The organism is Kitasatospora sp. NPDC087314 (assembly GCF_044744365.1).
In the GTDB taxonomy this organism is placed as follows: domain Bacteria; phylum Actinomycetota; class Actinomycetes; order Streptomycetales; family Streptomycetaceae; genus Kitasatospora.
The window spans coordinates 186,855-204,953 of sequence record NZ_JBIUYE010000015.1; the positions used below are offsets into that span (position 1 = coordinate 186,855).

Genomic DNA, 18,099 nt, shown 5'->3' on the forward strand with positions numbered 1-18,099 from the left:
GCCGTCACCCGGGCAAGCCGCCGCCGGCCGTCACACCTGCGACCACCGCCGCCCGTCGGCACCCGCGCGGCCGCACCGCCCCACCGTCACACGTGCGGCGGCTCGACGTCGGAGTCCAGCCGCTGGCCGGCCTTCACCGCCACCGTCGTCGGGTGCTCCTCCCCCAGGGTCACCCGGGCCCGGCGGATGCAGTCCGCCCTCAACTCGGCGGCCCGCTCGGTCTCCCCCGCCGTGGCCAGCGACAGCGAGAGGTTGGAGTTGATGCCGATGGAGTCGTAGTGGTCCGGGCCGAGGGTCGCCGTCATCAGCGGCGCCGCCTCCAGCTCCAGCGCGAGCGCCGCCTGCGCCTCCCCGGCCAGGGCGAGGTCGTTGGCGTGGTTCATCATCGCGATCGGGATGTAGAGGTGGTGGTCGCCGAGGACGGTCCGGAACTGCGCCAGCGTCCGCCCGGACAGTTCGCGCGCCTCCGTGGCCCGGCCGGCCAACCGCAGGTAGACCGAGAGGTTGTTGGCGCCGGCCAGCGTCACCGGGTGGTTCTCGCCCAGGTAGTCGCGGTAGCGGCGGAGCGCCCGGTCGGCGAGCGGGATCGCCCGCTCGGTGTCGCCGAGGGCGTTGAGGTCGCTGGCGAGGTTGGTGGCGGCGGCCAGGGTGTCGGGGTGCTCGGCCCCGTTGATGTCCAGGTAGCGCTGGTAGATGTCCTCGTCGATCTCCAGTGCCTCGTTGTACCGGCCGGCCCGGCGCAGCGCCACGGCGAGGTTCTTGCGGGCGCGCAGGGTGTCGGTGTGGCCGTCGCCGATGGTCTGCTGGTAGATCCGGACGGTCTCCTCCAACAGGTCCAGCGCCTCCCGCAGCCGCCCGGTCTCGCGCAGGTCGCGGGCGTAGTTGGAGGCGGAGGAGAGCGCGTAGAGGCTGTGCGCGCCGAGCGCGTCGCGCTGCTGGAGGTAGTTGCTGCGGTGCCGTTCGAGGGCGGCCTGCCGGTCGCCGGCCAGGTAGTCGGAGACGGCCAGGTTGTTGGTGATCATCAGGGTGCGCGGGTGGTCCGGGCCGAGGGTGCGCCGGGCGGCGTCCAGGGTCCGCCGGTCCAGCGCCCGGGCCTCGTCGTAGCGGCCGAGGAAGCGCAGGTCCGCGCCGAGGCTGTTGGCGACGGCGAGGGTGTGCGAGTGCTCGGGGCCGAGGGTGGCGGTGAACCGCTCCAGGATGTCCCGGTCCATCTCGTACGCCTCCTGGAGGGCGCCCTGGGAGCGGCGGATGTTGCTCAGCTGGGTCCGCAGCATGAGGGTCTGGGCGTCGTTGTCGACGTCGAAGTCGGGCCCGCCGTAGCCGTCCTGGCGCCAGTGCTCCAGGGTGCGCTCGGCGAGTTCCCGGCCGGACTCGTGCAGGCTGCGCTTCCACTGGTAGCGGACCGAGTCGATGATCCACTGCCGGACGTCCTCGTCGGCGCTGTCCACGGCGCCGGACGGCCAGAGGTGGGGCAGGAGTTCGGCGTACTCGGACCAGTTGGCGGGGATGTCCGGGTCGCCGGGGTTGGCGGTGGCGAGCGCGGCGTGCACGACGGCGCGCAGTTCGGCCCGCCGCTCCTCCTCGACCTGGTCCCGGAGCACGGCCTGGACCAGCCGGTGCACGGTGATCGTCTCGCTGCCCTGGTCGGTGCGGGCGAGCCCGAACCGGTTGATGGCGCGCAGGAACTCGCCGATCGCGAGCTTGTCGCGGGGCGCGCGCGGGGGCAGCCGCAGGGCGCGGGTGACGGCCCGGCTGTAGAGCAGCCGCATCGGGATGGCGTCGGGCCCGAAGAAGGCGCAGATCTCCAGGATCTGGGCGGCCGGAGCGTTCATCCGGCGCAGTTCCTCGACCGAGATGCGCCAGGTCGCGGCGGCCGAGTGCGGGTAGTCGGCGGTGCGCAGCCGGGTGCGCTCCAGCATCTCGGTGAGCTCTTCGTCGAGCAGTTCGAGGTAGGTGGCGATCGGCATCGACGTCTCCTGGAGCCAGACCGCGGCCTGGCCGACGGCGAGCGGCAGGTCGCCGAGCCGGTGCGCGACCTGATCGGCGTCCTCCGGGGAGAGGCCGCTGTTGAAGCGGCGCAGCAGCCGGACGCTCTCCTCGCGGAGGAAGACGTCGACCTCGACGAGGCCGGCGTGCCGGGCCCAGCCCTGGTTGCGGGAGGTGATCAGCACGTGCCCGCCGGAGGAGCCGGCCGGCTGCCAGGGGGCGAGTTCCTCGGGGGTGCCGGCGTTGTCGAAGACCAGCAGCCAGCGGCGGTACGGCTGACCGCGGCGCAGCGCGTCGAGCACCGCGGCGGCGGTGTGCGCGACGTCGTCGCTGCTCGGTACGCCGAGCCGGGGGGCGAGTTCGGCGAGCTTCTGCGGGATGTTGGCGGGCTCCTCGGCGGGGACCCACCAGACCACGTCGTAGGCAGCCTTGAAACGGTGCGCGTACTCAGCGGCTATCTGCGACTTGCCGGCGCCGCCGAAGCCGTAGAGGACCTGGCTGAGCACCGCGGCGGGCCCGCCGGTGAAACGGTTGCGGAGCAGTTCGAGCAGCTTGCCGCGGCCGATGAAGGAGGCGTTGCGCGAGGGCGCCTCCTGGACCTGCGGGGCGGTGCCGGGGAAGCGTGCCGGGGCGGCGAACTCACCGCTGTCGGAGTCGCTCTGGCGGTTGCCGCCGGGCGGCGGGCCGAGCTCGCCGTACAGCTGGGACTCGGCGGCCACCGCCGAGGAGCGGACCAGGTCGGGCGCGGCCCGGCCGACGAAGGGACGGGGCACCGGCTCGTCCGAGTCCTGCAGCCGCAGGGCGACCAGCGCCGGAGAGCCGGAGGCGAGTTCGCGCCCGTTCAGGAGCTGCCAGACCTCGGTGGCGCGGGGCAGCGCGGTGTACTCGGGCGAGAGCAGCGCGAGCAGTCGGCCCTGCCCGTCGAGCGGCCCGACGACCTCCGGCGGGCGGCTGCCGCTGTAGGGCTCGGCCGCGTTGTGCAGGGAGGCCTGGTAGCCGAAGCGGGTGAGGGTGCCGGCCGCCCACTCGGCCCACATCCGGTCCTCGGGCGCGTAGCTGACGAAGACCTGGCGGGGCACCGCGCGGGCGGAGCGCAGGTAGGCGCCGTAGAGCCGGCGGCGGGTCTCGGCGCTGAGCGGGCGCAGGGTGCGGACCTGCCCGTCGGTGATCCACCCGGCCAGCCGCTCGAAGGCGTTGAGCAGGCTGCGGGCCTCCTGCGGCCGGTCGGCGACGGTGGCGGGCACCTCCTCGTAGGCGTAGAACGGCTTGTACGGCACCTCGACGTCGGCCCAGTAGCCGGCCCGCCGCTCGGCGGCCAGCCAGCGGCCGAGGTAGGGCGCGAAGGACTCGCGGGCGTAGTCGCGGCCGGCTTCGAGGCGCTCCTGCTCGGCGTCCTCGACCCGCATCGGCACCGGCAGGACCCGGATGGCCCGCTCCTCGGCCTCGGCGATGGCCCGGGCCGCGTCGACGCCGCCGCGGATGTTCTGGGCGCTGAAGGTGAAGCAGTCGACGACGGTGTCGGGCATCAGGACGGTGCAGATGCCGGAGGTGTCGCTGACGCCGGTGCGGCTGTCGATGAGCACGTAGTCGTAGGCGCGCGCCCAGCGTTCGCGCAGTTCGCGCAGGAACTCGCCGCCGCGGATGTCCCGGCCGTGGTAGAAGCTGCGCCAGTTGAAGCTGGTGACGGCGGCGGCGTAGGCGGCGTTCTGCCGGCCGGCGGGCAGGAAGTCGAGCCGGCCGCCCGGGGGCAGGTCGAGGGCGAGGCCGCAGATGTAGCCGTCGAGTCGCCCGGGCTGGTCCAGCCAGGCGGCCGGGGGCAGGCCGTCCGGTCCGACGGCGGAGGGCAGCGCCTGCCGGACGTAGGAGCGCAGCAGGTCGATCAGGCCCTCGGTGGAGTGCAGTTCGGGGTCGACCAGCAGCGGGTGGTAGTAGCGGTGCAGGCCGGGCGCCTCCAGGTCCCAGTCGACCACCAGCACGCGCAGGCCCCGGCTGGCGAGGATCCAGCCGACGTTGGCGAGCGCCATGGTCCGGCCGGTACCGCCCTTGAACGAGTAGAACGTGACGACCGATCCCGGTCCGCCGCGCCCCGGCTCTGCGCCGGACTCAGTGATCATCGTCCTGGTCTCCCCTCAGCGGCGCCGTGTCGTCCTGGCTGTGGCGCGGATTGGGCACGTCTTCCGGGCCCGGTTCCGGATCGGGCCGCGTGGACGGGCTGCGGCGCGGGCCCGGCGGTCCGGCCGGGATGGCCAGCCCGGGCATCGCCGGGCCGTTCGCGCCGTCGAGGCCGAAGCCGAACGCGGCACCGCCGCCATCGTCCCCCCAATCGAAGTTGTCGTCCATGAGCTTGTTCTGAGCGACCGTCACCATGATGGTGAGATCGGAGTCGAAGCTCTCCCGGTTCACTTTGACCCGGAACAAGTGCTCCGGATCGCTCCGGCGCAGCCAGTTGCGCCGGAACACACCGCGCACGCCGGCCCACAGCGCGTCGCGCTCCGGTCCGTGGGCCGGATCACCGCTCCCGTCGGGGACCATGACGCCGGTGACCGGGTGGTTGTGGTCGTCGTACTCGCGCAGCGCGGACCGGTAGCGGTCGGTGCCGGCCATCCACGGGTCCACCAGCAGGACGCTGACCTGGCTGTCCTCGCGGGCCTGGTCGAGCTTCTCGCCGAGGCCGGTGCCGACCTCCTCCAGCGTGGTGGTGTGCCCGGCGGCGGTGATCACCTGCTGGGCGCGCACCGCCAGGGACGGCTGGGTCGGCGGATGGTAGGGCGCCCAGTGCCACGGCTTGGCCCCGTACCAGCCGCCGGCCTGCGAGCCTCCCGCCGCGGCGGCGTCGGAGGCCTTGCCCGCCGCGATGAACAGCCGGACCATCCCCGCGGCGCGCGGGGGCTCCATGGCCGCCGGCCCCGGGAAGTAGCCGCGCACCGCGCCGAGGTCGAAGTCGGCCAGCTCGGTGAGCCGGCGGGCGGCCGCGTCCCGGACCCGCTCGGCGACCACCCGGACGACCTGCAGGTAGGCCTCGCCCTGCGGTCCGGTGCGCAGCAGGGCACGCAGGCCGTAGCGGGCGTAGGCCTCGCCCATGTCCGGCTGGGCCCACTGGATCTTGGTGACCTCCTCGGCCAGCTCGCCCGGCACGACGGGCTCCCAGAGCACCGGGACCAGGGCCGGGATGAGCTCGCCCTGGTCCTCCTGGTGGCGCCGGACCCGGCCGCGGAAGGCCGTCCACTCCTTGCCGCAGTAGAGGCTGGCGAAGTAGGCGGGCGAGTAGAGCGCGACCATGGTCCGGCTGCGGCCCAGCATCCTGGCCAGCTGCTCGGCCCACTCGTCGCCGAGGCGCAGCTGCTCGGTGTCCCGGTAGGCGATCTCGTCGGCGCGGGCGGCCGGCTCGATCCGGCCGAGCTCGTCCCTCAGGTCGTTGAAGAACTGGTCCACGAAGGCGTCCTCGGCCTCGTAGTCCCGACGCGCGTAGCTGAAGAAGAAGTAGGGCTTGCGCTGGTCCTGTTGATGCTCCAACACCTGTGTCCCCCCGAGCCCGACGGTGCCGCGACGGCGCCGGTTTCATACCCAGCATGTCGTGAACTCCACCAACCGCGCGGGAAGTTGCCGAGTTTGACGGCGGCCCGGGGGTTTAACCGGCGGTCAGCCGCCCGGTCGAGGGCCGGCCGTCGAGCGGCGGGTCAGCGGTCGAGTGCGGACTGGAAGGCGGCGAGCGGCTCCGCGCCGGGGGCCAGGGCGTCCGCGACCACCCGGCGCAGCAGATCGCCGAGGACGGTGTCGGGCAGGGCGTCGAGCTCGTCGAGCGGCAGGGCGGCGACATCGACCAGGTCGGAGCCGAGTCCAGCAGGGGTTTCCGTACCGGTGACGCCCATCAGTCCCTCACTCGATCGTGCCGGCACAGCGGGTCACTGGCCGGAAGAGACTCGACCCAGGGTCCGCGACGGGCAGCATCCTACACCTGGACGGTGACGGGGCGTCAGCTTCGCGCGCTCGCCGCGCCCGGGCCGTTCCCGAGACCGACACCGACCCCGACGACGGCGCCGACACCGAGACGGACGACGGCGCCGAACGGCTACGGGCAGAGCCGCTCCACCCGCCACCCGGTGGGGTCGGCCGGCTCGGCGAGGTAGCGGAGCCGGTCGTGCAGCCGGTTCTCCCGCCCCTGCCAGAACTCGACGCTCTCCGGGATCACCCGGTACCCGCCCCAGAACGGCGGCACGGGCACGCCCTCGCCCTCCGGGTAGCGGCGTTCCAGTTCGGCGTAGCGCTGTTCGAGGACGGCCCGCCCGCCGACCGGGCTGGACTGCTCGCTGGCCCAGGCGCCGAGCTGGGAGCCGTGCGGCCGGGTGCGGAAGTAGGCGGCGGTCTCGTCCCGGCCGACCTTCTCCACCCGGCCCTGGACGATCACCTGGCGGGCCAGCTCGATCCACGGGAACAGCAGTGCGGCGTACGGGTTGACGGCGAGCTCGGAGCCCTTGCGGGAGCCGTAGTTGGTGAAGAACACGAAGCCGCGCGTGTCGTAGCCCTTGAGCAGGACGGTGCGCGAGCTGGGCCGCCCCTGGGCGTCGGCGGTGGAGAGCACCATCGCGTTGGGCTCGACCACGCCGGCGTCGGCCGCCTCGTGGAACCAGCGGGTGAACTGGCCGATCGGCTCGGGCGCGAGCTGCTCCTCGACCAGGCCCTCATGGCTGTAGTGCTTGCGCATCACGGTGAGGTCCGGTCCGGGCCGGGCCTCGTCGGCCAGGTTCCGGGTGGCGGGGCTCAGGGGCGTCGACTGGGCGCGTTCCGGGGTCTGCACGTCAACATCATCCCGTACGACAAGCAACCGGCACCGCTACCTCCGGACAAACCCCGGTGGGAGTTAAGGTGTCTCGCCACCGCTCGGCCACCCGCCGTACGGTGAATTGTCCGGAACACGGCGTTTGGCTCCGGAGATTCCCGGGCACGACCGACCCTCGGCGAAAAAGTCAAGCGGGCCCAGGGGCAACATCACCGCGGTGGTGTATGGCGTAATGCACCCCGTGCCTGTCACTCTGGCACCGAGTGCCAACCACCATTCGGTCACTGGCGCGCCGCCCCACCACGGCGCAGCGCCGATCGCAGAACTGAAGGAGCCGTCGTATGTCCGACTTCGTACCCGGGCTTGAGGGAGTCGTCGCGTTCGAGAGCGAGATCGCCGAACCCGACCGTGAAGGCGGCGCGCTGCGGTACCGCGGTGTCGACATCGACGACCTGGTGGGGAAGGTCTCCTTCGGCCACGTGTGGGGCCTGCTGGTGGACGGCAAGTTCAACCCCGGCCTGCCGGCCGCCGAGCCGTTCCCGATCCCGGTGCACTCCGGTGACATCCGGGTCGACGTGCAGTCCGCGCTCGCCATGCTCGCCCCGGTCTGGGGCCTCAAGCCGCTGCTGGACATCTCCGCCGAGCAGGCCCGCGACGACCTCGCCCGCGCCGCCGTGATGGCGCTGTCCTACGTGGCCCAGTCGGCCCGCGGCCAGGGCCTGCCGATGGTCCCGCAGAGCGAGATCGACAAGGCCGAGACAGTCGTCGAGCGGTTCATGATCCGCTGGCGCGGCGAGCCGGACCCGAAGCACGTCAAGGCCATCGACGCCTACTGGACCTCCGCCGCCGAGCACGGCATGAACGCCTCCACCTTCACCGCCCGCGTCATCGCCTCCACCGGCGCCGACGTGGCGGCCGCGCTCTCCGGCGCGGTCGGCGCGATGTCCGGCCCGCTGCACGGCGGCGCGCCGTCCCGCGTGCTCGGCATGATCGAGGAGATCGAGCGCACCGGCGACGCCACCGCCTGGGTCAAGAACGCGCTGGACAAGGGCGAGCGCCTGATGGGCTTCGGCCACCGCGTCTACCGCGCCGAGGACCCGCGCGCCCGGGTGCTGCGCCGCACCGCCAAGGAGCTCGGCGCGCCGCGCTTCGAGGTCGCCGAGGCGCTGGAGAAGGCCGCGCTGGAGGAGCTGCACAACCGCCGCCCCGACCGCGTGCTGGCCACCAACGTCGAGTTCTGGGCCGCCATCATGCTGGACTTCGCCGAGGTGCCGGCGCACATGTTCACCTCGATGTTCACCTGCGCGCGCACGGCCGGCTGGTCGGCGCACATCCTGGAGCAGAAGCGCACGGGCCGGCTCGTGCGCCCGGCCGCGCGCTACATCGGCCCGGGCCCGCGCCGCCCCGAGGAGATCGAGGGCTGGGAAGCCATCGCCCACTGACGACCCCGGTGCCGTCCTGAGCAGCGGGTCCGGCCTCGTCCGGGCCCGCTGTTTCCGCAGCTGGGAGCCGTGAAGATCACATCTCAGCGAGCGGACGACCGTACCCCGGGCGGGTCCGCGGCCGGTAGGCTGCGCGCGTGGCTCAGATCCAGATCCCCGCTGACATCAAGCCCGCAGACGGCCGTTTCGGCTGCGGACCGTCCAAGGTGCGCCCCGAGGCCCTGAGTGCCCTCGCCGCCACCCAGACCTCCCTGCTCGGCACCTCGCACCGCCAGGCCCCGGTCAAGAACCTGGTCAAGCGCGTACGCGAGGGCGTGAGCAGCCTCTTCTCGCTCCCCGAGGGCTACCAGGTCGTCCTCGGCAACGGCGGCTCCACCGCCTTCTGGGACATCGCCGCCTTCGGCCTGGTGCGGGAGAAGTCCCAGCACCTGGACTTCGGCGAGTTCTCCTCCAAGTTCGCCTCCTCGGTCAAGGCCGCGCCGTGGCTCGCCGAGCCGACCGTGATCAAGACCGCCCCGGGCACCCACCCGCTGCCGGTCGCCGAGGCCGGCGTGGACGTCTACGGGCTCACCCACAACGAGACCTCGACCGGCGTCGCGATGCCGATCAAGCGCCCGGTGGGCACGGACGAGGGCTCGCTGGTCCTGGTGGACGCCACCTCGGGCGCCGGCGGCCTGCCGGTGGACATCACCGAGACCGACGTCTACTACTTCGCCCCGCAGAAGTCCTTCGCCTCCGAGGGCGGCCTGTGGCTGGCCGCGTTCTCCCCGGCCGCCCTGGAGCGCGCCGCCGAGATCGCCGGCTCCGGCCGCTACATCCCGCCGTTCTTCGACCTGCCGACGGCCATCGACAACTCGTCGAAGGACCAGACGTACAACACCCCGTCGATCGCCACCCTGTTCCTGCTGGCCGACCAGCTGGAGTGGCTGAACGGCAACGGCGGGCTCGACTGGGCCGTCGCCCGTACGGCTGACTCCTCGTCCCGGCTGTACGCGTGGGCCGAGAAGTCCGCCTACGCCACCCCCTTCGTGGCGAACCCGGCCGAGCGCTCCCAGGTGGTCGGCACCATCGACTTCGACGAGTCGGTGGACGCCGCCGCGGTCGCCAAGGCACTGCGTGCCAACGGCATCGTCGACACCGAGCCGTACCGCAAGCTGGGCCGCAACCAGCTGCGCATCGCGATGTTCCCGGCGATCGACCCGGCGGACGTCGAGGCGCTCACCCACTGCATCGACCACGTGGTCGAGCAGCTCTGAGCACCGACCCCACGCACGGCTGAGGGCCACCGCCTCCGGGCGGTGGCCCTCGCGCCGTTCCGGCCCATCCGCCCTTTCGGGCCTACTTGCCGACCATCGAGCTGATCAGCACGACGACCAGCAGCAGCACCAGGGTGCCGGTCACGATACGCATACGAGTCTTGGGATCCACGGTCAACGAGCGTACCTCCGCCTCACCCCCGACCGAACGCCGAGGCCCGCCCCGACGCCGAGTCCCGCCCCGCCCCCGGGACCCGCGCCCCGGGCGTCAGCTCCAGTGGGCCAGCGGCCAGGCGTGCAGCGAGGCGTAGTGCGCGGAGACGCCGTCCGGCTCGCTCCGCATCAGGTGCAGTTCGGTGGCCTCCCACATCGGCCCCCGGTATTCGGCCAGTGCGGCCGCCAGGGCCTCCAGTTCGGCCGCCGCGACGCGCTGGGCGGCCCGCCGGCGGCCGCGGGAGGAGCCGGCCCGGGCCAGGGTGAGGTGCGGGTGGAAGGTGAAGCTGTCGAGTTCCCCGGTCAGCTCGGCGGTGGCGTCGCCGACGGCCTCGGCGAGCCGGCGCAGCGCCCAGGTCTGCCCCTCCAGCCCGGCCCAGAGCACCCGGTCGCCGAACCGGCCGGCGCCGGACACCCGCAGCCGGTGCGCCGGATGGACCTCGGCGACGGCGGCCAGGTCCGCCTCCAGCTCCGGCAGCCGCTCGGGCGCCACCTCGCCGAGGAAGGCCAGCGTCAGGTGCCAGCCCTCGACGGTGGTCCAGCGCAGCCGGTCGGCCCCGGGCAGCCCGCGCACCGGCGCCACGGCATCGGACAAGCCCTGCAGCACGTGGACCGGCGGGAGGACCGCCACGAAGAGCCTCACACCGCCATCTTCCCTCGAACGTCGGTTTGGGCTAGAACGGCCCCTGTGATTCGTTCAAGCAACATCAAGATCCGCACCGGTGGTCCCGAGGACGTTCCCGCCATCCTCGCCCTGCTCGACGGCGCCGTGGGCTGGCTGGCCGGCCAGGGCCGCACCGGCCAGTGGGGCGATCAGTCGTTCAGCAGCATCCCGGCCAGGGTCGAGCAGATCGCCCAGTACGGCACCGAGCCGTTCCTGATCCGCCTCGCCGAGGACGACGAGGGCCGCGCGGTCGGCTCCTGCGTGCTGTCCGAGCAGCGGGGGAAGTACATCCCCGCAGTGGACGAGCGCGAGCTGTTCATCCGCAACCTGGTCACCGACCGCAGCCGCAAGGGCTCGGGGATCGGCGCCGCACTGATCGCCGACGCGGTCGAGGAGGCCCGTCGGCGCGGCATCGGCCTGCTGCGGGTGGACTGCTACGGGGGCGCCGACCGCAAGCTGGTCAGCCAGTACCGGGCGCTCGGGTTCACCGAGACGGAGTCGTTCGAGGTCGAGCAGCCGAGTGGGATCTGGCCCGGCCAGGTCCTCGCCATCCGCCTCTGACACCTCTGCCCCACCCCTGCGTCACACCCCCCGGGGGCGGCCACCGCCCCCGGGGTTTGACGTGCCGTCAGCAGGCTGGCGCCAGCCCCGACTTGGCGGTGGCGACGGCGCGCGGCACGAAGGCCACCACCCGGCCGCCACGGCCCGGGTGCAGGTCGAACCGCACCCGCAGGTCCGCGCTGCGGGCCAGCACCAGGCCGACCACGCCGGCCGCCAGCGCGGACACCAGCCCGCAGGCCAGCAGGCCCAGCCGGGGCCCGTACGAGGCGGTCACCCAGCCGACGACCGGGGCGCCGATCGGCGTGCCGCCGGTGAAGACCAGCACCAGCAGGCCCATCACGCGCCCGCGCATCGCGGGGTCGGTGGCCAGCTGCAGCGAGGCGTTGACGGAGGTGTTGAAGCTGAGTCCGAACACCCCGACCAGCATCAGCAGCACCGCGAAGGTCCAGTAGTCGGGCGCGAACGCGGCCACCACCTCCAGCGCGCCGAAGGCCAGCGCCGCCCCCACGAGCCGGCGCAGCCTGGGCACGCCCCGGCGGGCCGCGAGCAGCGCGCCGGCCAGCGAACCGACCGCCATCGCGGTGTTCAGCAGGCCGTACTGCCCGGCGCCGACCTTGAAGGTGTCGTAGGCGAAACCGGAGAGCAGCGTCGGGAAGTTGAAGCCGAAGGTGCCGATGAACCCGGCCAGGACCATCGGCCAGAGCAGTTCGGGCCGCTCCTTCACGTACCGCAGGCCCTCCCGCAGCTGGCCCTTCTCGCGGGCGATCGGCTCGGTCGGGCGCAGTTCGCTCTCCCGCATGGCGAGCAGCCCGCCGATGACGGCGACGAAGGACAGCGCGTTGACCGCGAACGCCCAGCCGCTGCCGACCGCGGCGATCAGCAGGCCCGCGACGGCGGGGCCGACCAGCCGGGCGGTCTGGAAGTTGGCGGCGTTCAGGCTGACCGCGTTGGCGAGGTCCTTGGGCCCGACCATCTCGGACACGAAGGCCTGCCGGGTCGGGTTGTCGACCACGGTGACCAGGCCGAGCAGCAGCGCGAAGGCGTACACGTAGTACGGCGTCACCACGCCGCCGAAGGTCAGGGCGGCCAGGCCGGCGGCCAGCAGGCCCATCGCGCCCTGGGTGTAGACCAGCAGCCGGCGCTTGGGCATCCGGTCGGCGAGCACGCCGCCGAACAGGCCGAGCAGGAGCATCGGCAGGAACTGCATGGCGGTGGTGATGCCGACCGCGAGCGGGCTGCCGGTGAGGCTGAGCACCAGCCAGTCCTGGGCGATCCGCTGCATCCAGGTGCCGGTGTTGGACACCACCTGGCCGGCGAAGTAGTAGCGGTAGTTGCGAACGCGCAGGGAGGAGAACATCCCTCCGGGCCGGGTGAAGCGGGCGCCGGTGGCGGACGAGCCGCTGGACGACGAGCCGGTGGCGGACGACGGCGTGGCCGAGTGGGTTCGGCCGGGAGCGGCGGGGTCGTCCGCCGCGGTGCGTTCGTCGGGGTCGTCGTCGCCGCTGCCGGGCAGCCCCGTGGGGGCGGGTGCCTGGAGGTCGGCGGCCGCGGCGCCTGCCACGGTGGGGTCGGCGGTCTGGTCGTCGGTACGGATGGCGGCGGCGCTGGCTGCGGCCGGCGGTGTCACGGTGGTCTCCCCTCGCGGCGCGACGGCCCGGACGAAGGCCGTCGCGCTCCTGGTTTCGGTGGTCGGTCCTGCGGTGATGCGGTACTCCTTCTTCTCCCGGCGGCCGGCCGGGGTCGGTGTGCCTAGAGGTGTGCGAGCTTGTAGAGCACGGGCGCGGCCTCCCGGAGGACGGCCCATTCCTCCTCGTCGAGCCCCTCGGCGAGCTCGGCGAGCCAGACGTTGCGACGCCGACGGCTCTCCGCGAGGATCGCCTCGGCCTGCTCGGTGCTGCTGACGACCACCTGGCGGCGGTCCTCGGGGTGCGGCTCCCGCCGCACCAGCCCCTTCTCCTCCAGCATCGCGACGATCCTGGTCATGGAGGGAGGCTGCACGTGCTCCTTCCGGGCGAGCTCACCCGGTGTGGCCTTTCCGCATCGGGCGAGGGTGCCGAGCACCCCCATCTCGGTGGGGCTCAGCGACTCCTCGACCCTCTGGTGTTTGAGTCGACGGGAGAGGCGCATCACGGACGACCGCAGCTGATTGACCGCTGCGAGGTCCTGCTCGGACATCTCGGGCATGTTCTTTAGCTTACGTCATTACTCTCCCTAAGGAAAATGCGTTCGCTTCGCGCCCCATCAGCCTCACCGACCCTCGCCCCGCCCGCCCGTCCACCCGCCACCCCGTTAGCCCGACCAGCCCTCCGGCACCACCGCACCGGCCCGTCCGCCAGCACCGCACCGGCCGCTCCGGCACCACCGCGCCGGAAGATCGGCCCGGTGCGATGCTGGTCGTAGGCCTCGATCCGACGCGCCGCCGGGCGCCCGCTCCCCCTTCCAGAAGGGCCGACACCACTCCCAGAAGGGCCGACCACACATGTCCGACCTCGCCGCCGAGCAGAACGACACCGGCTTCGCCCGCCTCGCCATGGTCACCATCGACTGCGCCGACCCGGTCGCGCTGGCCGGCTTCTACGGCGAGCTGCTGGGCTGGGAGACCCGTCACACGGACGAGCAGTTCGCGATCCTGGACAACCCGGAGGGCGGCAGCCCGCTGGGCTTCGGCCGGGTCACCGGCTACCGGCCGGAGGCGTGGACGGAGCCGGACGGCGGCAAGCACTTCCACCTGGACTTCTACGTGGACGACCTGGACGAGGCCATCGCGAAGGCGCTCGCGCTCGGCGCGACCGAGCCGACGTACCAGCACGGCCGGACGCTCAAGGTGCTGATCGACCCGGCCGGCCACCCGTTCGGGCTAGCTCCGTTGGAGTAGCCCTGCGCAGGCGTTGTCAGGGATTGGTGCCAAGATCATGTAGGCCCCGTAAATGCCCATCCTGACCTGGGATTTCACGAAAAGCACGAACATTGTGCGACTGCCGGGTAGTGGATACTGTCCCGGTTGTCAGGGGCACCACCACGCCAGGTCTCCCTTCGGCGGGACCATTCTCCCGTGCCCACCTCCGCACGCGTTCCCCCGGCCTTCCCCTCCTCGGCCACCCACGTCCGCCCGAGTCCTGGCGCCCTTATCCCCGCATCCCTCCAGGGAGCTCTCTTGGGTGAGATCCATCATGCCGACCACGGCTGGGTGACACCGGCGGTCTCGTACTTCGTCGCCTGCCTCGGCGCCTTCGTCGCCCTGCGCAGCGCCCGCTGGGCCCTCGTCTCCCAGGGCCGCACCCGGGTGGTCTGGCTCCTCTTCGCCTCGACCTCGCTCGGCGCCGGGATCTGGTCCATGCACTTCATCGCGATGCTCGGCTTCTCCGTCTCCGGGGTCGAGATCAGCTACCAGCCCTGGCTGACCGTGCTCAGCCTGCTGGTCGCCGTCGCCGTGGTCGGGATCGGCCTGTTCACCGTCGGGTACAGCCGCCGCCCGGTCCTGTCGCTGCTGGTCGGCGGGCTGACCACCGGCCTCGGGGTCGCGGCGATGCACTACCTCGGCATGGCCGCGATGGTCCTGCCCGGCCACCTCCGGTACGACCACGTCACGGTGGGGCTGTCCGTCGCCATCGCGGTGTTCGCGGCGACGGCCGCGCTCTGGGCCACGCTGAACATCCGCGGCACGCTCGCCGTCCTCGCGGCGGCGCCGGTGATGGGCGTGGCGGTCTGCGCGATGCACTACACCGGCATGGCGGCGCTCTCGGTGCAGCTCGACTTCTCCCACTCCACTCAAGGCGGGGTGATGGCCCTGCAGTTCATCTTCCCGCTCGGGGTCGGACTCGGCTGCTACGTCTTCTTCGGCTCGCTGGCCTTCGCCGTCTCGCCGAGCCGCGCGAGCTCTCAGCCGCTGCTGGTCGGCCCGGCGGCCCCGCTGGTCCCGCGGCCGCGGCGGCCGCTGAACCAGGCCGGCGCCAGGCGCTGAGCCGGCCGACCGATGCTCCGGAGGCGTGGGGGGGGGGGCCCCCCCCCCCCCCCCCCCCCCCCCCCCCGGCCCCCCCCCCCCCCCCCCCCCCCCCCCCCCCCCCCCCCCCCCCCCCCCCCCCCCCCCCCCCCCGTGGGGGGGCGCCCGGGGGGGGGGGGGGGGGGGGGGGGCCCCGCCCCGGGGGGGGGGGGGGGGGGGGCCCCCCCACCCGTTGGGGGGGGGGGGGGGGGGGGGGCCCCCCCCCCCCGCCCCCACGCCTCCGGCTCGTTCCGCACACCCTCAGCTCACCCGGGACGCCCCCGCTCGCACCGGCCGCCCCGCTCGCACCGGCCGCCGCCCACCATGTGCCCCGGTCGGTCTTACTCCGGCCGCCCGAGCAGCCCGGTCAGGTGCGCGGGCGTGTCCACCGGGCAGACCTTGTGCACGAAGTCCCGCCGCAGCGCGTGGTACGGCTCGCCCACCCGGTAGAAGTTGGCGTGCATCCGCCGCAGTTCCTCCGCCCGGTACTCGGCCAGCGGCTGCGCCTCCTCGTCGGCGGACCGGCGGCGCTTCTTGTCGACCAGTCGGCCGGTGAGCTCGGGTGAGGCGCCGAGCCCGGCGGCCTCCCGGGCCACCCGGCGGCGGAAGGCTGCCGCGTCCCCGCCGAAGGTGCGGTCCACCAGGCCGATCCGGCGCGCGTGTTCGGCGCCGACCGGCAGCGCCTCGGTGGTCAGCCGCTCGGCCTGCTCGGCACCGACCCGGCGCGGCAGGGTGTACGTCCAGTACTCGGAGCCGTACAGGCCCATCAGCCGGTAGTGCGGGTTGAGCACCGCCGACTCCCGGCACCACACCTCGTCCGCGGCGAGCGCCAGCATCAGGCCGCCGGCCGCCGCGTTCCCCGCCAGCGCGGCGACGGTGAGCTTGTCGGTCGTGGTGAGGATCGCGTGGACGAGGTCGTCCATCGCGTTGATGTTCTCCCAGGACTCCAGCGCCGGGAAGGCCGTGCCCTCGATGACGTTGAGGTGGATCCCGTTGGAGTAGAAGTCCCGGGGCGCCCCGAGCACCAGCACCGAGGTGGGCCGGTCGGCGGCCTGACGGTAGGCGGCGAGCAGCCGGCGGCACTGCCCGGTGCTCATCGCCCCGCCGGCGTAGGCGAATTCGAGGTAGCCGACGTCGCCGTCCTCGCGGTAGCGCAGCTCCGACCAGGTGTCCCGGCGGGCCGCCGAGGCCGGTGTCACCGGCACTTCGCGGACCCGGTGCAGCCGGTCGGCGAGCACCGTCGCGGCGGGGAGCTTGTAGGTGGCCGGCCCGCCCGGGGTGCGGCGCGGGCGCAGTTGCGGAATCCAGACCGCGCCGTCCACGGTGGCCCGGCAGATCGCGCCGTCACGGGTGGCGAGCACGGCGCCGGGCACCGGGCCGCGCAGCTCGTCCTCGGGGTGGCCGCCGTGCAGGAAGTACTCGCGCCCGAACAGCTCGTCGAGCACGCCGGGTTGGGAGTCGGCGGCGCGGAGCTTGCGGAGCACGGTGGCGGTGTCGTCGGCGGCCCAGTCGATCCGGCGCGCCTCCTGCCGCAGGAGCGGGCGGAGCCTGCCGTGGACGTCCGGCCGGTCGTAGTCGAGCGGTTCGGGGGTGAACAGGCCACCCTCGTAGCGCTGGACGGCGAGCAGGACGGCCTCGACGGCGGCGTCGGCGACCTCGCCCCGGTACAGCTCGCTCTTGCCGCAGTCGGCGACGGGGAACTCGACGGACGCCCAGATGTCGCCGGCGTCCATCTCCTCGACGGCCTGCAGGACGGTCACGCCCCAGCGCTCCGCCCCCTCGGTGATCGCCCAGTCGAGCGAGGAGGGCCCGCGGTCGCCCTTGGGGCCGGGGTGCACGATCAGGACGGTTCGGGTGGACCAGATGTCCTCCGGGACGGCCTTGGTGAGCATCGGGCAGATGATCAGTTCGGGGTCGGTACGGGCCACCGCCGCCCTCATCGGCTCGTCACCGAGGGCGAGTTGGACGGCGACCTGGTGGCCGCGCTCGCGCAGCTCGGTGTGGACGCGCTGGGTCAGGCTGTTGAACGCGCTGGCGATCAGAAGAATGCGCAAGGGGGCCTCCGGCAAGGGACTGGGGTCGCGCGCAGGCGATGAAACCAGGGCATGGACACGCAATGATTACGTTTTACGCCTTCCCGCCCGACCCTCACGCATCCCGCACACCTGTGTCCCCGGAGTGGCCCGCACGCGCCGGATCTCCCCAGCGTCTCCCCGGAGTTGATGTACGGCGCTCGCCTTCGTCCGCTAGGGCGCGTCCGGCCGGATCGGCCGGATCGGCCCTGGCGCGGGCGGGCTACCTCGGGAACGCCCGGCGGGCCCGCCAGGTGGTGTGCTCGCGGGACACGGCGTCCTCCGCCTCGGCGGCCAGCCGGGCCCACCGCGCCTCGGCGTCCGGCGCCTTGAGGTCGAGGTCGGAGAGCTGGTTGCCGACGTTCTCCAGCTCGCGCGCGGCCAGCTGGTAGGCGGCGGCCAGCGGGCGCAGCTGCTTGAGCTGGGTCCAGGCGATGATGGCGGCGGCCGCGGCCGAGCTGGCCCCGAAGACGTGCACCTGCAGGGCGCCCGTCGCCTGCGCGATGGCCGCCGCCGCGCCGATGATGATCATCGCCGCGATGCCGAGCCCCCAGGACACCCCCTGCGTCTCGCAGGCCTCGGCCCGGGCGCGGTACCAGGTGCGCTGCCCCTCGACGCGGGTGCGCAGGTAGAGCGTGCGGCGGGCGGTCAGGCTGCCGGCCCGCATCCGCCGCATCTCCGGGGTGATCTCGGGGACGGTGCCGGGCGGCACGATCTCCGGGTCCTCGAAGGCCCGCAGCACGTCCTCGACCTGGAGCAGGTAGCCGCGGTCCACGTCCGCGGACTCGGCCTCGCCGTCGAACGGCCGGGCCCGGACGGTGTACTTCCAGGCCAGCGTCTTGACCGACTCGGCCGCCGCCCGGGCCTCGTACCAACGGCCCTGCGGGTTGCTGCGGCGCAGCCGGGACCAGAAGTAGCCGGCGATCAGGAAGGCGGCCACCGAGTACAGCGGCGTGGTGTCGAAGGCGCCGCGCTTGTCCGGCCCGGGGAACGAGCCGATCAGGGCGGCGATCACCAGCATCGCGATCAGTCCGCGGTACCAGCGCAGCGTCTCGCGCTGGCCGTCCAACGAGGCCTTGTCCGCCGTCCAGAACAGCTCCGGCAGCAGCTTCGCCTCGTCCCCCCCGGGCGGATCCTGTTGCACCATCG

14 protein-coding genes are annotated in these 18,099 nt (G+C 73.3%); 5 read left to right on the top strand and 9 right to left on the bottom strand.

Annotation, left to right across the window (positions count from 1 at the left end; genetic code table 11):
- Positions 1 to 86 precede the first annotated feature (86 nt).
- From fxsT to pdxH, 4 genes are all read right to left on the bottom strand, one after another.
- Complete coding sequence (gene fxsT, locus ACIO5E_RS30365) at positions 87 to 4,100, bottom strand: FxSxx-COOH system tetratricopeptide repeat protein (RefSeq protein WP_400673960.1); 4,014 nt, start codon at positions 4,098 to 4,100, stop codon at positions 87 to 89.
- Positions 4,090 to 5,502, bottom strand: a complete 1,413-nt coding sequence (locus ACIO5E_RS30370; RefSeq protein ID WP_400673963.1) for a TIR-like protein FxsC — start codon at positions 5,500 to 5,502, stop codon at positions 4,090 to 4,092. Before ACIO5E_RS30370 ends, fxsT begins: the two co-directional genes overlap by 11 nt.
- A gap of 161 nt (positions 5,503 to 5,663) precedes the next feature.
- Complete coding sequence (fxsA, locus tag ACIO5E_RS30375; protein WP_280678717.1) at positions 5,664 to 5,855, bottom strand: FxSxx-COOH cyclophane-containing RiPP peptide; 192 nt, start codon at positions 5,853 to 5,855, stop codon at positions 5,664 to 5,666.
- A gap of 200 nt (positions 5,856 to 6,055) precedes the next feature.
- Positions 6,056 to 6,688 (bottom strand): pyridoxamine 5'-phosphate oxidase, encoded by a 633-nt coding sequence (gene pdxH / locus ACIO5E_RS30380; RefSeq protein WP_400674110.1) that lies wholly within the window; start codon positions 6,686 to 6,688, stop codon positions 6,056 to 6,058.
- A gap of 416 nt (positions 6,689 to 7,104) precedes the next feature.
- Between pdxH and ACIO5E_RS30385 the strand changes: the two genes are divergently transcribed.
- A complete protein-coding gene (locus tag ACIO5E_RS30385; RefSeq protein WP_280678719.1) occupies positions 7,105 to 8,205 on the top strand; it encodes a citrate synthase 2 in 1,101 nt (366 codons plus the stop codon).
- A 137-nt stretch (positions 8,206 to 8,342) separates the two neighbouring features.
- A complete protein-coding gene (serC, locus tag ACIO5E_RS30390) occupies positions 8,343 to 9,461 on the top strand; it encodes a phosphoserine transaminase (protein ID WP_400673968.1) in 1,119 nt (372 codons plus the stop codon).
- Positions 9,462 to 9,729: 268 nt separating this feature from the next.
- Here serC and thpR read toward each other — a convergent pair whose 3' ends face one another.
- Positions 9,730 to 10,317, bottom strand: a complete 588-nt coding sequence (gene thpR / locus ACIO5E_RS30395) for an RNA 2',3'-cyclic phosphodiesterase (RefSeq protein ID WP_400673970.1) — start codon at positions 10,315 to 10,317, stop codon at positions 9,730 to 9,732.
- A gap of 45 nt (positions 10,318 to 10,362) precedes the next feature.
- Here thpR and ACIO5E_RS30400 point away from each other — a divergent pair, with 45 nt between their 5' ends.
- A complete protein-coding gene (locus ACIO5E_RS30400) occupies positions 10,363 to 10,899 on the top strand; it encodes a GNAT family N-acetyltransferase (RefSeq protein WP_400673973.1) in 537 nt (178 codons plus the stop codon).
- A 67-nt stretch (positions 10,900 to 10,966) separates the two neighbouring features.
- Here the strand turns inward: ACIO5E_RS30400 and ACIO5E_RS30405 are convergent, their stop codons facing one another.
- Positions 10,967 to 12,256, bottom strand: coding sequence for an MFS transporter (locus tag ACIO5E_RS30405; RefSeq protein WP_400674113.1), 1,290 nt, complete (start codon positions 12,254 to 12,256; stop codon positions 10,967 to 10,969).
- Between the two features lie 392 nt (positions 12,257 to 12,648).
- A complete protein-coding gene (locus ACIO5E_RS30410) occupies positions 12,649 to 13,083 on the bottom strand; it encodes a MarR family transcriptional regulator (protein ID WP_280678727.1) in 435 nt (144 codons plus the stop codon).
- Between the two features lie 295 nt (positions 13,084 to 13,378).
- Between ACIO5E_RS30410 and ACIO5E_RS30415 the strand changes: the two genes are divergently transcribed.
- Positions 13,379 to 13,774: a VOC family protein gene (locus ACIO5E_RS30415; protein WP_280678729.1), complete on the top strand. Its 396-nt coding sequence runs from the start codon at positions 13,379 to 13,381 to the stop codon at positions 13,772 to 13,774.
- Between the two features lie 279 nt (positions 13,775 to 14,053).
- Positions 14,054 to 14,860, top strand: coding sequence for an MHYT domain-containing protein (locus ACIO5E_RS30420; protein WP_400673978.1), 807 nt, complete (start codon positions 14,054 to 14,056; stop codon positions 14,858 to 14,860).
- Positions 14,861 to 15,219: 359 nt separating this feature from the next.
- On the opposite strand, the gene ACIO5E_RS30425 is transcribed toward ACIO5E_RS30420, so the two are convergent.
- Entirely contained in the window at positions 15,220 to 16,932 is a 1,713-nt protein-coding gene (locus tag ACIO5E_RS30425) for a hydrogenase maturation protein (RefSeq protein WP_400673981.1), read from the bottom strand.
- A 241-nt stretch (positions 16,933 to 17,173) separates the two neighbouring features.
- Positions 17,174 to 18,097, bottom strand: coding sequence for a DUF4231 domain-containing protein (locus tag ACIO5E_RS30430; protein WP_280678735.1), 924 nt, complete (start codon positions 18,095 to 18,097; stop codon positions 17,174 to 17,176).
- Between the last annotated feature and the right edge of the window lie 2 nt (positions 18,098 to 18,099).